Below are 15,207 nucleotides of genomic sequence, written 5' to 3' on the forward strand. Positions count from 1 at the left end.
ACATGCTGGAACAGATCAAACAATGGATTGAGCATCGCCGGGGCGGAAAAATCGGCAGCCACGATCCTGGCAATCTGCCCAACCCGAAAACGCCAGGAGAACAGTTGCTTACGGACTGCCGTCTGATCGTGCTGGATCTTGAAACCACGGGACTGAACCCCTCCAAGGACGAGGTGATCGCTATCGGGGCCGTCGCCATCCGCGGCGGCATTATCCATCTGGGCGACCAGTTCGACCTGATCCTCAGGCGTCCGGAGCTCGACATCCGCGAAACCGTGCTCATTCACGGGATCGGGCCCGAGGCGCTGACCCAGGGGCACGAAATCGAGGATGCCCTTCTTTATCTTCTTGAGTGGATGAACGGCGACCCTATCCTGGCCTACCACTCGGCGTTCGATCAAAAATTTCTGGAAAAGACCCTGAAGGCGCAGCTTGGCTATACCCAGCCTCATACCTGGATGGACGTGGCCGACTTGATGCCTGCATTTTTTCCAAACACCAAGACCGGTGGCAAAGGACTCGACAACTGGGCCGATTATTTCGGCCTTGAAGTCAGCGAACGTCACCACGCCGCTTCCGATGCTCTCGCTACAGCCGAACTTACCCTGGTCGCACTTAATAAGGCGCGGTCGGAAGGGGTAAAAACTCTCAAAGGGCTTTACGACAAGCTCCATTACCATCGGCGCCTGCAAAACATGCATCGTTTCTGAATCGATGCCTGGCGGAACATCGCATTTATAGACCGACGTCACGCCAAATTACTGAGAATTAGACCTTTTGCCAATATCTATAAATCGCTTGACCAGTAAAGTCAGTAGGGACAACTAGTCGGAGAAGTACTTATATGAATAATAAATTCTCTAACAGAAGTGCCTCACCAAAAACCCACCCAACCTCCACAACAACAAAACAGGAGTGATCCTATGTCAGCAGGTCATAGCTACGATGCTGAAGCGTACTGGAAGGCGAATCTGCGCCTGATATTCGGGAGCCTGATAGTCTGGGCCCTGGTATCTTACGGCTTTGCAATTCTGCTCCGTCCGATGCTTGCCGGTATTCCGATTGGTGGTACTGATCTGGGCTTCTGGTTTGCCCAGCAAGGTTCCATCCTCACGTTCATCGCTCTGATCTTCCACTACGCGTGGCGCATGAACAAGATCGATGAAAAATTCGGCGTGCACGAGGAGTAAGAACGAATGAGCCAATTTGCCATTAACATCATTTTCGTAGGGGGCTCATTCCTCCTCTACATCGCAATTGCTATCTGGGCCAAGGCCGGAAGCACGAGTGACTTCTACGTTGCCGGCGGCGGTGTTCATCCGATCACCAACGGCGCAGCAATCGGCGCCGACTGGATGTCCGCGGCATCGTTTATCTCCATGGCAGGTCTGATTGCTGCCGGTGGCTACGCCAACTCCACCTTCCTCATGGGCTGGACTGGCGGTTACGTTCTGCTGGCCATGCTGCTGGCTCCGTACCTGCGGAAGTTTGGCAAGTTTACGGTTCCCGAGTTTATCGGCGACCGTTTCTACAGCAAGAACGCCCGCCTCGTAGCGGTTATCTGCCTGATCGTAGCGTCTGTTACCTACGTTATCGGCCAGATGGCTGGTGCTGGTGTTGCCTTCTCCCGCTTCCTGGAAGTTGATTCCACCGTTGGCCTCATGATCGCGGCTGTCGTGGTCTTCATCTACGCAGTTATGGGTGGCATGAAGGGTATCACCTACACCCAGGTGGCACAGTACTGCGTGCTGATCATTGCCTACACCATTCCTGCTGTGTTCATCTCTCTGCAGCTGACCGGTAACCCGATTCCAGGTCTGGGTCTGTTCTCGACTCACGTGGATTCCGGCATGCCGATCCTCAGCAAGCTGAACCAGGTTATCACCGACCTCGGCTTCAATGAGTACACCGCCGATATCGACAACAAACTGAACATGGTTCTGTTTACCCTGTCGCTGATGATCGGTACTGCAGGCCTGCCACACGTTATCATCCGCTTCTTCACCGTACCCAAGGTGGCTGACGCACGCTGGTCCGCAGGCTGGGCTCTGGTATTCATCGCCCTGCTGTACCTGACTGCGCCGGCGGTTGCTTCCATGGCTCGCTTGAACCTGATGACCACCATCTACCCGGACGGCACCTCAGCGGAGCCCATCCAGTACGATGAGCGTCCGAACTGGATCAAGGAGTGGGAAGTAACTGGTCTTATCCAGTTCACCGACAAGAACGAAGACGGCCGTATCCAGCTTTACAACGACAGCGAAGCCTTCGCGCCTACGGCTGAAGCCCGCGGCTGGAACGGCAATGAGCTGGTCGTTAACCGGGATATCCTGGTACTGGCCAACCCGGAAATCGCCAACCTGCCAGGCTGGGTCATCGGTCTGATCGCAGCGGGTGGTCTCGCAGCAGCACTGTCCACAGCGGCCGGTCTGTTGCTGGCGATCTCCTCGGCGGTCAGTCACGACCTGATCAAGGGTTCCATTAATCCGGCGATTTCGGAGAAAGGCGAGCTGCTCGCAGCACGGATATCGATGGCCGTTGCGATCGTTGTTGCCACCTACCTTGGGGCGAACCCTCCAGGCTTTGCGGCACAGGTCGTTGCCCTGGCCTTCGGTATCGCGGCAGCATCCCTGTTCCCGGCGCTGATGATGGGCATCTTCTCCAAGCGCGTGAACAATACCGGTGCCATCGCTGGTATGCTGAGCGGTCTGACGTTCACCCTGGTATACATCTTCGTGTACAAGGGCTGGCTGTTCATCCCGGGTACAGCTAACCTGCCAGACACTCCTGAAAACTGGGTGCTGGGCATCTCCCCCCTGTCAATCGGCGCGGTTGGTGCAATCGTCAACTTTGCGGTAGCCTTCATTGTATCCAACGCAACTGAAGAACCGCCCGTTGAGATTCAGGAACTGGTTGAAAGCGTCCGTTACCCACGTGGTGCCGGTCAGGCTCAAGACCACTAAGCAACATCTCAGCCTGATTTGTTCGATGAACTGACAGGTTGATACTGAACGGGCTTCCTCAATGAGGAAGCCCGTTCTTTTTTGAGGAAGTCATAATATGTTCTGGACATTTGTCGCTACTGTAGTTTGCGGCCTTGGCGCTGCCGGTATTGCACTGGGTATTCGCGCCGCCACTCGAAACAAAGCCCCGAAGTGGATCATCCCCGTTTTTGCCGGCGCGGGCATGCTCGGCTATCTCATTTACATGGAATACACCTGGTTCGACCAGAAAGAAGCACGTCTGCCGGACGAAGCGGTGGTTGTGAGCACCGAATCCGACGGCATCCTGTGGCGCCCATGGACCTTCGTGCTCCCTTACGTCACCGCATTTTCCACGGTCGACACCAAAAGTATCAGCCGTGATACCAGCAGCGAAGACATCGTCCGGTTTACCCTCTATCGCTTCGAGCAGAAGATGACAGACGCGGTTTCTCATCGCGTTCACATCATTAACTGTGCGACCCGGGAACTGGTACCTCTGGGATCTGACGGAAGCCCGCGAGTGGATAACCTTAAACTGCTCGAGCCCGGAGACCCCCTGTATGAAACCGTCTGCGCCGAGTGATAACTCGTTAGCGTGATGCACCAACCTGCTGATACTGTCGGGAACGCGTAACCATGATTAGTGCCTGGCTGCTGGTCCTCATTTCCATCACCTACATCTCGATCCTGTTCGTGATCGCCTGGGCCGGCGACAAACACCCCGGGTTATATCGCAGGCGCCTGGCACGCACGCACATATACGCACTCTCCCTGGCAGTCTACTTCACCTCCTGGACTTTCTACGGCGCCGTTGGACGCGCCACCCAGGAGGGTCTGGGGTTTCTCCCCATCTACCTCGGGCCCTTGCTGGTCTTCGTGTTCGGTGCGCCCTTGCTGCGCCGGATCATCTATATCAGCAAGCGCAATAACAGTACCTCCATTGCCGACTTCATCGCCTCCCGGTATGGCAAATCCCAGCTCCTGGCCGCAATGATTGCAACCTTTGCCCTGATCGGCAGTGTTCCCTACATTGCGTTGCAACTGAAAGCCATTGCAATGGGCTTCAACGTGCTCTCGGCTACCGGAACAGGCTATGAAGAGCTGAGCACGGCGGCCTGGAGTGACTCCGCGTGGTACATCACCCTTGCCCTGGCGGTCTTTACCGTTCTGTTCGGTACCCGACACCTGGAATCCACCGAGCATCATCGGGGCATGATCCAGGCCGTGGCCTTCGAATCACTGATCAAGCTCGTGGCTTTCGTCGCTGTGGGGCTGTTCGTTGGCTACGGGCTCTATGGCGGGTTTGGCGATCTGTTTGAACGGGCTCGGGACGCCGACCTGATCGGCACCCTGACCACCGATGGTATCGAAGCGCCGGCATTCATTACCCAGACACTCATTGCCATGCTCGCGATCATCTGCCTGCCCCGGCAATTTCATGTCATGGTGGTTGAAAATACCGATCATCGGGACTTCGAGATTGCCCGCTGGGCTATGCCGATCTACCTGATCGTAGCCAGCGCCTTTGTGCTTCCTATTGCCGCTGCGGGCCTGCTGTCGCCCGAGGCCTCTGCTGGAAATCCTGACATCCTGATACTGCAGCTGCCGATCATGGCAGGCGAGGAATGGCTGGCCATACTGGCGTTCCTCGGTGGCGGGTCAGCGGCTGCAGCCATGGTAATCGTGTGCTCAGTGGCGATTGCCACCATGGTCAGCAACGAGATCATCATGCCGGCCCTGCTGAAATTTTTCCGACCAGGCATGAACCGGCGCACGGACCTCAGCTACCTGCTCCTGAGTATCCGCCGGGTCGCTATCTTTGTGGTGCTGCTCACCGCCTATGGTTTTTATCGGATGGCCGGCGAAGACTACAGCCTGACGGCCTTCGGCCTGCTGTCATTTGCGGCAGCGGCGCAGTTCGGGCCGGCGCTGGTAGGCGGCATTATCTGGCGCCGGGGCAATTACATGGGCGCCGTCTGGGGCCTTGGCCTTGGTTTCCTGATGTGGTGTTACACCCTGCTACTGCCGGCACTGGCCACCACCGGTTGGGTCAACGACACACTGATTGAGCAGGGAATCTGGGGACTGAACTGGACGCGCCCCACTGCCCTGTTCGGGTCCGAGCTGGACCAGACCAGTCACGGCATTATCTGGAGCCTCGGCATCAACACTTTGGTGTACATCGTACTTTCGATGCTGACCCGTCAACGTGTCCGAGAGAAGATCCAGATTGCCTCCTTCTTCCACGATCCGCAGCCCAAAGCGGAGACCGCGCAGCATCAGAGCTGGCAGGGCGAAATACTGACATCCGACCTCCAGGCGCTAACCGACCGGTTCATGGGTGAAGAACGCTCGGAAACCATTTTCCGGAATTACGAACGCCGCAACGCCATCCGTTTGCACCCGCACCGCCCGGCATCGGCGCACCTGATGAAATACATCGAGCGCCAACTGGCCTCGGTGATCGGCGCCTCCACCGCCAGGGTGGTCCTGGAATCGACCCTCACCGGCCGGGACATGCAGATCGAGGATGTGGTCAGCATCGTCGACGAAGCGTCCCAGGCCATGACCTTCAGCCGGGAGTTGCTCCAGTCAGCGATTGAAAATATCAGTCTGGGCGTGTCTGTGGTTAACCACCAGCAGCAACTGGTGGTCTGGAACCACCGATATCTGGAACTGTTCACCTACCCGAAGGGCTTCGTCAGGGTCGGTCGGCCTGTTGAAGATCTGATGCGCTATAACCTTACCAATGCCAATCTATCTGCCCGCCGGATTGATGAGATCGTCGTCGATCGCTGCACGAGCATGCGGGAGGGACGGCCGATGTCCTACGAGCGCCAGAGACCGGATGGTACGGTGTTACGCATCGATGGCAGCCCGATACCTGGTGGTGGCTATGTCACCACGTTCCAGGACATCACGGCCATGCGCAGAACCGAGCAGGCCCTCAAGGAGACCAACATCTACCTCGAGCAGCGGGTCAAGGAGCGCACCCAGGAGCTTCAGGTCATCAATGAGCAGATGCTGAAGGCCAAATCGGTGGCAGAACAGGCGAACCAGAGCAAGACACGCTTCCTAGCCTCTGCCAGCCACGACCTTCTCCAGCCCCTGAACGCAGCCAGACTGTTTACCTCTGCTCTCGCCGGGAAAGCAGATGACGGCGAGATGAAAGATCTCGTGGACCACATCGACAGCTCTCTCGGGGCTGCCGAGGAAATCATCAGCACCCTGCTGGATATTTCAAAGCTGGACGCGGGTGCGTTGGAGCCCGATATCGGGGTCTTCCCCGTGAACGAGATCATGCGCCACCTGGCAACCGACTTTTCAGCAATCGCCAAGGACCAGAACCTGGAGCTGCACGTTGTGCCCAGCACGGCCTGGATCCGATCCGATTCCAAATTGCTGCGTCGTGTGGTCCAGAATTTCCTGTCCAACGCCATACGTTACACGCCGGAAGGCAAGATTCTGCTCGGGTGCCGGCGTCTGAAAGGCTATATTCGTATAGAAGTCTGGGATACCGGTCCCGGTATACCCGAGGACCAGCTGGCACACATTTTCGAGGAATTTCGTCGGTTTCAGCATGGCCGGGATAAAAAGGGCCTGGGGCTCGGTCTCGCCATCGTTGACCGTATCAGCGGCATGCTGAACCACCCGGTCAGCGTCCATTCCGTCCAGGGCCGAGGCAGTGTCTTCGGTATCACCGTGCCAACAGCGGCTCCGGAACAGAACGAGACCACCGCTGCCAAGCCCGCATCGGGCTCACGCAGGGTATCCAACCTCGGAGGCCTGCATTTCCTGTGCATCGATAACGATCCGGCTATCCTGCAGGGCATGGTCGCGTTGCTTGGGAACTGGAAATGTGACGTAACGGCCGCCGAAAGCCTGGAAGACGCCATGGAAAAACTGGAAGGGAATCGGCCTGATATTATACTTGCCGATTATCAGCTAGATGATAACAAGAACGGCCTCGATGCCATGGACAGCATTCGCGGTGCTCTTAATGCCAACATCCCGGGCATACTCATCACCGGTTATATGGCGCCTGAAGTTCGGGAGGATGCCATCAACCGGGGCTACCAGATTCTCTACAAACCGGTGAAACCGGCTGCACTGAGGGCACTGGTTAACAAGCTACTGAAACAGAAGCGCTCATGACCGACACCAAAGCGGACGCCAATCCTTTCGGCAAACTCAACTATCTCGTGATCGATGACTTCGAAAATTTCCGGTTGTCCATTCGCCAGATGTTGCGCAGTTGTGGCGCTGACTCTATCGAGCTGGTCTCCAATGCCAGTCAGGCCATCCAGCACTGTACCTACAATCACGTGGATGTCGTGTTGTGCGACTTCAACCTGGGAGAGGGCAAGAATGGCCAGCATATCCTCGAGGACCTCCGGTATAAAAAATTACTGAAGCGCTCATCCCTGTTCCTCATGGTAACAGCGGAGACTTCCAAGGAAATGGTCATGGGGGCGAGGGAGTACCAGCCCGATGCCTATCTGACCAAGCCCATCAACCGGGCTGTACTCGAGAAACGTCTTAGCGCCCTGATCAGCCAGCGCAACACACTCATGCCCATCAATCGGGAAATCGACCGGGAAAACTACCCGGAAGCCATTTCGCTCTGTCTCCAAATGCTGCCCCGGCAGCCACGTTACAAGACCTGGTTAATGAAAACCCTGGGCGACCTGTATTTCCAGCTCGGGGACCTGGCGCACGCGCTCAAAACCTTCGATGACGTTCTTGCACAACGGGAATTGTCCTGGGCAAGGCTCGGACGCTGCAAAGTCCTGCTCGCCAATCGAAGCTTCGACCAGGCTGTTGAAGGCCTGCGAGAGCTTATTGCAAATCATCCGGACTACATGGAGGCCTATGACCTTCTGGCAGAGGGGTTCGAACGGCAGGGCCGGCCGACACAGGCACAGCAGGTACTGGAGAAAGCCATAGAGCATTCCCCCAATGCCCTACTTCGGCAAAAGCATCTTGCACAGCTGGCCGGCTCCAACCAAGATCTCGAAACATCATCCGAGGCCTGGCAGCGCACAATAGAGCTTGGCACCCACTCGATTCACGACAATTCAGAGCATTACCTCGCCTTGGGCCAGGCACTTTCCGACCTCAGCGAGGGCAATCTTGAAGAAGAAGGCAAAGAAAAAGCCAGGGAAGCACTGACCGTTCTCAAGAAGATGGAAAAACGATTCGAGGCCGAGGAAGGTATCAGTTTGCGGAGCCAGATCGTCCAGTGCCGGGTTTATGCGGGACAGAGTCAGGATAAAGAGGCGACCGAAATCCTCGAGAGGATCAGACCGAAACTCGACAATGCCGCAGCCCTGGATGCCGCAACGGGTCTTGATTACGCCAAGACCCTGTTTCGACTCGGACATGAAAGCGACGCCAAAGCGCTATTACGAGAGATGTCAGAGCGGTTCAGCAACGAGCCTGACATACTTCAGAAGATTGAAAGCCTCCTTGATGAGCCCGTAGGGTTCCGGCAGAAAATCAAAGCCCGAACCCTCAACCGGGATGGCATAAAAGCGTTCGAAGCCGGGAACCTGCAAGAAGCCGTGGAGATCTTTTCAAAGGCTCTGGAAATCGTCCCGGACCACGCTGCCCTGAACCTTAACCTGGTTCAGGTGCTGATGAAGGAGAATGACAACAGTCCCGGTAACGCTGAGCTCCTCAAACGCTGCCAGACTTGCCTGGATCGCCTTGCAGGACTGCCGGAGCAACACCGCCAACATCGGCGCTATATCGCCTTACAACGAAAACTGAAGGGGCTGATGGTATGAAAGACCAGAATATCGATTTTTCCATGGTGCTTGCCTCAGCCGTTCACGATATGAAGAACTCGCTTGGCATGCTCCTTAATTCCCTCGACGAGCTTCGCAGCGAGCACGAGGAAAGCCTCGGGGAATCTTCCCGCTTCAATACCTTGCAGTACGAAGCCGAACGGATGCACAACGATCTGGTGCAACTCCTTGGTATCTACCGGCTTGGCGAGAACAACCTCTCGGCACACATTGAGGAGCACTTTGTGCCGGATTTCCTCTCGGAACACCTGGCCAGACACAACCCTCTTCTGCAAGGGCTCGGCATTGATGTTTCCGTGGACGCTGAGGACATAAACGGCTTTTTCGACGAGGATCTGTTGACCGGTGTACTCAATAACACCATCAACAATGCCATCCGCTATACCCGCAGCAGAATCCGGCTTACCGCTGGTGAGAGAGACGGTTATCTGGTGATCGGTGTTGAAGACGATGGCAAGGGCTATCCCGACAGCATGCAGCACACGGGAACACTCAACTTCAAATCCCTTGATTTCAAGAGTGGCAGTACCAGCCTCGGGCTGTTCTTCGCCTCATCCGTTGCCAGACTGCACAGTGAGGGAAAGCGAAGTGGGTCGATAAAACTCCACAACGGTGGAAGCCTCGGTGGTGGTGTGTTTGAGATCTGGCTGCCCTGATCCAGGTCTTTTCTGAAGGCAATAAAAAACCCCAGCATCGAGGATGCTGGGGTTTTCGGTATTAGGAGCCTGACGATGACCTACTCTCACATGGGCAACGCCACACTACCATCGGCGCTGGTCTGTTTCACTTCTGAGTTCGGGATGGGATCAGGTGGTTCCAGACCGCTATGGTCGTCAGGCAAAACGGTTGATCACTGGGGGACGAGAAGGAACTGAGTGATGTTGATTTCGTTTGAGCGGTTAGGCTCTGCGTTATCCGCAATTGTCTTGGGTGTTATATAGTCAAGCCGCACGAGCAATTAGTATCGGTTAGCTCAACGCCTCGCAGCGCTTACACACCCGACCTATCAACGTCCTGGTCTTGAACGGCTCTTCAGGGACCTCGAGGGTCCAGGGAGATCTCATCTTGGAAGGGGCTTCCCGCTTAGATGCTTTCAGCGGTTATCCTGTCCGAACATAGCTACCGGGCAATGCGACTGGCGTCACAACCCGAACACCAGAGGTTCGTCCACTCCGGTCCTCTCGTACTAGGAGCAGCTTTCCTCAAATCTCCAACGTCCACGGCAGATAGGGACCGAACTGTCTCACGACGTTCTAAACCCAGCTCGCGTACCACTTTAAATGGCGAACAGCCATACCCTTGGGACCGGCTTCAGCCCCAGGATGTGATGAGCCGACATCGAGGTGCCAAACACCGCCGTCGATGTGAACTCTTGGGCGGTATCAGCCTGTTATCCCCGGAGTACCTTTTATCCGTTGAGCGATGGCCCTTCCATACAGAACCACCGGATCACTATGACCTACTTTCGTACCTGCTCGACGTGTCTGTCTCGCAGTTAAGCGGGCTTGTGCCATTACACTAACCGCATGATGTCCGACCATGCTTAGCCCACCTTTGTGCTCCTCCGTTACGCTTTGGGAGGAGACCGCCCCAGTCAAACTACCCACCACACAGTGTCCTCATCCCCGATAAGGGGACCAAGTTAGAACCTCAAACATGTCAGGCTGGTATTTCAAGGTTGGCTCCATGAGAACTGGCGTTCCCACTTCAAAGCCTCCCAGCTATCCTACACAAACATGCTCAAAGTTCACTGTGAAGCTATAGTAAAGGTTCACGGGGTCTTTCCGTCTAGCCGCGGATACACCGCATCTTCACGGCGATTTCAATTTCACTGAGTCTCGGGTAGAGACAGCGCCCCCATCGTTACGCCATTCGTGCAGGTCGGAACTTACCCGACAAGGAATTTCGCTACCTTAGGACCGTTATAGTTACGGCCGCCGTTTACCGGGGCTTCGATCAAGAGCTTCGCGCAAGCGCTAACCCCATCAATTAACCTTCCGGCACCGGGCAGGCGTCACACCGTATACGTCCACTTTCGTGTTTGCACAGTGCTGTGTTTTTAATAAACAGTCGCAGGGGCCTGGTATCTTCGACTGGCTTCAGCTCCACCCGCAGGGATTTCACTTACCACCAGCGTGCCTTCTCCCGAAGTTACGGCACCATTTTGCCTAGTTCCTTTACCCGAGTTCTCTCAAGCGCCTTGGTATTCTCTACCTGACCACCTGTGTCGGTTTGGGGTACGGTCTCGAATAGCCTGAAGCTTAGAAGATTTTCCTGGAAGCAGGGCATCAATGACTTCCCGCTCTAAGAGCAGTCGTCGTCGCGTCTCGAGATTGTGGACCCGGATTTGCCTAAGTCCACTCCCTACTCGCTTAAACCGGGACAACCGTCGCCCGGCTCACCTAGCCTTCTCCGTCTCTCCATCGCAGCTATCCAAGGTACGGGAATATTAACCCGTTTCCCATCGACTACACCTTTCGGTCTCGCCTTAGGGGCCGACTCACCCTGCGCCGATTAGCGTTGCGCAGGAACCCTTGGTCTTCCGGCGTGCGGGTTTTTCACCCGCATTGTCGTTACTCATGTCAGCATTCGCACTTCTGATACCTCCAGCATGCTTCTCAACACACCTTCGCAGGCTTACAGAACGCTCCCCTACCCCGCATACAAAGTATGCAGCCGCAGCTTCGGTGACCAGTTTGAGCCCCGTTACATCTTCCGCGCAGGCCGACTCGACTAGTGAGCTATTACGCTTTCTTTAAAGGATGGCTGCTTCTAAGCCAACCTCCTAGCTGTCTGAGCCTTCCCACATCGTTTCCCACTTAACTGGTACTTGGGGACCTTAGCTGGCGGTCTGGGTTGTTTCCCTCTTCACGACGGACGTTAGCACCCGCCGTGTGTCTCCCGGATAGTACTCACAGGTATTCGGAGTTTGCATCGGGTTGGTAAGTCGGGATGACCCCCTAGCCGAAACAGTGCTCTACCCCCTGTGGTATTCGTCCGAGGCGCTACCTAAATAGCTTTCGGGGAGAACCAGCTATCTCCGGGCTTGATTAGCCTTTCACTCCGATCCACAAGTCATCCCCTGGCTTTTCAACGACAGTGGGTTCGGTCCTCCAGTGCCTGTTACGGCACCTTCAACCTGCTCATGGATAGATCGCCCGGTTTCGGGTCTATGCCCAGCGACTAAATCGCCCTATTCAGACTCGGTTTCCCTACGGCTCCCCTAAACGGTTAACCTCGCCACTGAACATAAGTCGCTGACCCATTATACAAAAGGTACGCCGTCACGGAACAAGTCCGCTCCGACTGCTTGTACGCATACGGTTTCAGGATCTATTTCACTCCCCTCACAGGGGTTCTTTTCGCCTTTCCCTCACGGTACTGGTTCACTATCGGTCAGTCAGGAGTATTTAGCCTTGGAGGATGGTCCCCCCATGTTCAGACAGGATATCACGTGTCCCGTCCTACTCGATTTCACCAGACTCAGGTTTCGGATACGGGGCTATCACCCACTATGGCGGCACTTTCCAGAGCCTTCTCCTACCAGTTGTCTAGCTTAAGGGCTAGTCCCCGTTCGCTCGCCGCTACTTAGGGAATCTCGGTTGATTTCTTTTCCTCGGGGTACTTAGATGTTTCAGTTCCCCCGGTTCGCCTCTTACACCTATGTATTCAGTGCAAGATACCGACCCGAAAGTCGGTGGGTTTCCCCATTCAGAAATGCCCGGATCACAGCTTGTTTGCCAGCTCCCCGAACCTTATCGCAGGCTTCCACGTCTTTCATCGCCTCTGACTGCCAAGGCATCCACCGTATGCGCTTAGTTGCTTGACTATATAACCCCAAGACAACTGATCACGAATCCACACTCCTCACCAGGCAAGCCTGATTCAGGGGTTTCTTCGAGACAGCCACTTGAAGCAATAGAACAACCACTTCAACGACAACACCGGATAACGCTTGAAATCGTTATCACTCTGATCAATGAATTCCGGAGATAATGGAATCCATCAATCGTGTTCTATCTCGTCCAATTTGTTAAAGAGCAAATCTGACCCAGTGATCAGAAAGAAGGGCTTCGAACTTTTTCATCAAGTTGAAACACTTGTTTCTGCACACTGCTAACCGGAGTTAGTCAGTTATGTAAGCATCGATCGTTCAGGCTTTTGGTGGAGCCAGGCGGGATCGAACCGCCGACCTCCTGCGTGCAAGGCAGGCGCTCTCCCAGCTGAGCTATGGCCCCTCGATCTTCCACACAAGCCAGGTCGTTTAACCTTAGCTATAGAATTGTGTGGATCTAGGCGCTTGCAAGCGTAGCGTGCGAGTCGCACGTGAGCTTGGAAGCAACGACGAGCCACGCAATTCTGGTGGGTCTGGGTGGACTTGAACCACCGACCTCACCCTTATCAGGGGTGCGCTCTAACCACCTGAGCTACAGACCCAAAAACACGGGCCTGCAACGACCCATCTGCTCTCTTTATTCAGCTAACCAAGTAATTCGTGTGGACTCTGACCGAAGCGTTCGGCTTCGTTTAAGGAGGTGATCCAGCCGCAGGTTCCCCTACGGCTACCTTGTTACGACTTCACCCCAGTCATGAACCACACCGTGGTGATCGTCCTCCCGAAGGTTAGACTAACCACTTCTGGTGCAATCCACTCCCATGGTGTGACGGGCGGTGTGTACAAGGCCCGGGAACGTATTCACCGTGACATTCTGATTCACGATTACTAGCGATTCCGACTTCACGCAGTCGAGTTGCAGACTGCGATCCGGACTACGATGCGTTTTGTGAGATTGGCTCCCCCTCGCGGGTTTGCAGCCCTCTGTGCGCACCATTGTAGCACGTGTGTAGCCCTGGCCGTAAGGGCCATGATGACCTGACGTCATCCCCACCTTCCTCCGGTTTGTCACCGGCAGTCTCCCTAGAGTTCTCAGCCGAACTGCTAGCAACTAGGGATAGGGGTTGCGCTCGTTACGGGACTTAACCCAACATCTCACGACACGAGCTGACGACGGCCATGCAGCACCTGTGTCAGAGTTCCCGAAGGCACCAATCCATCTCTGGAAAGTTCTCTGCATGTCAAGGCCAGGTAAGGTTCTTCGCGTTGCGTCGAATTAAACCACATGCTCCACCGCTTGTGCGGGCCCCCGTCAATTCATTTGAGTTTTAACCTTGCGGCCGTACTCCCCAGGCGGTCTACTTAGTGCGTTAGCTGCGCCACTAAGACTTCAAGAGTCCCAACGGCTAGTAGACATCGTTTACGGCGTGGACTACCAGGGTATCTAATCCTGTTTGCTCCCCACGCTTTCGCACCTCAGTGTCAGTATTGGTCCAGGTAGCCGCCTTCGCCACTGGTGTTCCTTCCTATATCTACGCATTTCACCGCTACACAGGAAATTCCACTACCCTCTACCATACTCTAGCCTGACAGTTCGAAATGCCGTTCCCAGGTTAAGCCCGGGGCTTTCACATCTCGCTTACCAAACCACCTACGCGCGCTTTACGCCCAGTAATTCCGATTAACGCTTGCACCCTCCGTATTACCGCGGCTGCTGGCACGGAGTTAGCCGGTGCTTCTTCTGTGAGTAACGTCAAGCCCTACGAGTATTAGTCGCAGAGTTTTCCTCCTCACTGAAAGTGCTTTACAACCCGAAAGCCTTCTTCACACACGCGGCATGGCTGGATCAGGGTTGCCCCCATTGTCCAATATTCCCCACTGCTGCCTCCCGTAGGAGTTCGGGCCGTGTCTCAGTCCCGATGTGGCTGATCATCCTCTCAGACCAGCTACGGATCGTCGCCTTGGTAGGCCTTTACCCCACCAACTAGCTAATCCGACATAGGCACATCCAATAGCGCAAGGTCCGAAGATCCCCTGCTTTCCCCCGAAGGGCGTACGCGGTATTAATCCGGGTTTCCCCGGGCTATCCCCCACTACTGGGCAGTTTCCTATGCATTACTCACCCGTCCGCCGCTCGTCAGCGGGGTGCAAGCACCCCCTGTTACCGCTCGACTTGCATGTGTTAAGCCTGCCGCCAGCGTTCAATCTGAGCCATGATCAAACTCTTCAGTTTAAATCATACAAGAATCCGAAGATTCTCTATTCTTGCTCAAGACAAAACTCAATTTCGACGAGTCACTGTCCTGATATTTCATATCCGAAATACCTCGGCCAGCGCCCACACGAATTACTTGGTCAACTTTTTAAAGAGCGTTTGAGCTGTTGCTCAATCAAGGCCGCGTATTCTACATCGTAGCGCCGCCTTGTCAACCGTTTATTTTCGATGTTTTCCGTCTCCGGAAAGCGCCGAAAAATGACCCGGCTTACTGCTTGTTTCGAGGCGCGCATTCTACAGTGAATCGCTTGCCTGTCAACTGCTTTCTGAAGAATTTTGAAACTCATTTTCTTCAGCGCTTTC

General features: G+C 55.2%; 8 protein-coding genes, 2 tRNA genes and 3 rRNA genes. 7 read left to right on the forward strand and 6 right to left on the reverse strand.

The window, feature by feature from the left end:
- The first annotated feature begins 2 nt into the window (after positions 1–2).
- The 7 genes from AC13DD_RS06985 to AC13DD_RS07015 all read left to right on the forward strand — a co-directional run bounded on the left by AC13DD_RS06985 (position 3) and on the right by AC13DD_RS07015 (position 9,450).
- Positions 3–710, forward strand: a complete 708-nt coding sequence (locus tag AC13DD_RS06985; protein WP_008172922.1) for a 3'-5' exonuclease — start codon at positions 3–5, stop codon at positions 708–710.
- Positions 711–923: 213 nt separating this feature from the next.
- On the forward strand, positions 924–1,190 hold the full coding sequence (locus AC13DD_RS06990; protein WP_008172923.1) for a DUF4212 domain-containing protein: 267 nt from the start codon (positions 924–926) through the stop codon (positions 1,188–1,190).
- A 6-nt stretch (positions 1,191–1,196) separates the two neighbouring features.
- Positions 1,197–2,963: a sodium:solute symporter family protein gene (locus AC13DD_RS06995; RefSeq protein WP_092031935.1), complete on the forward strand. Its 1,767-nt coding sequence runs from the start codon at positions 1,197–1,199 to the stop codon at positions 2,961–2,963.
- Positions 2,964–3,060: 97 nt separating this feature from the next.
- On the forward strand, positions 3,061–3,567 hold the full coding sequence (locus tag AC13DD_RS07000) for a hypothetical protein (RefSeq protein WP_014576695.1): 507 nt from the start codon (positions 3,061–3,063) through the stop codon (positions 3,565–3,567).
- Between the two features lie 53 nt (positions 3,568–3,620).
- A complete protein-coding gene (locus tag AC13DD_RS07005; protein ID WP_008172926.1) occupies positions 3,621–7,139 on the forward strand; it encodes a hybrid sensor histidine kinase/response regulator in 3,519 nt (1,172 codons plus the stop codon).
- On the forward strand, positions 7,136–8,773 hold the full coding sequence (locus AC13DD_RS07010; protein WP_053114897.1) for a tetratricopeptide repeat-containing response regulator: 1,638 nt from the start codon (positions 7,136–7,138) through the stop codon (positions 8,771–8,773). Before AC13DD_RS07005 ends, AC13DD_RS07010 begins: the two co-directional genes overlap by 4 nt.
- Positions 8,770–9,450: a sensor histidine kinase gene (locus tag AC13DD_RS07015; protein ID WP_008172928.1), complete on the forward strand. Its 681-nt coding sequence runs from the start codon at positions 8,770–8,772 to the stop codon at positions 9,448–9,450. Before AC13DD_RS07010 ends, AC13DD_RS07015 begins: the two co-directional genes overlap by 4 nt.
- Before the next feature lie 67 nt (positions 9,451–9,517).
- Here AC13DD_RS07015 and rrf read toward each other — a convergent pair.
- From rrf to AC13DD_RS07045, 6 genes are all read right to left on the reverse strand, one after another.
- A 5S ribosomal RNA gene (gene rrf, locus AC13DD_RS07020) occupies positions 9,518–9,632 on the reverse strand.
- A 99-nt stretch (positions 9,633–9,731) separates the two neighbouring features.
- Positions 9,732–12,623: ribosomal RNA gene (locus AC13DD_RS07025) — 23S ribosomal RNA — on the reverse strand.
- Between the two features lie 333 nt (positions 12,624–12,956).
- Positions 12,957–13,032 (reverse strand) — tRNA-Ala (locus AC13DD_RS07030).
- Between the two features lie 122 nt (positions 13,033–13,154).
- Positions 13,155–13,231 (reverse strand) — tRNA-Ile (locus tag AC13DD_RS07035).
- Positions 13,232–13,322: 91 nt separating this feature from the next.
- A 16S ribosomal RNA gene (locus AC13DD_RS07040) occupies positions 13,323–14,862 on the reverse strand.
- Together the 16S, 23S and 5S rRNA genes with 2 tRNA genes alongside form the textbook arrangement of a ribosomal RNA operon.
- A gap of 122 nt (positions 14,863–14,984) precedes the next feature.
- A partial coding sequence (locus AC13DD_RS07045; RefSeq protein WP_482931026.1) for a hypothetical protein occupies positions 14,985–15,207 on the reverse strand: 223 nt, incomplete at its 5' end.

The sequence above is a fragment of the Marinobacter sp. L-13 genome, from assembly GCF_056857715.1.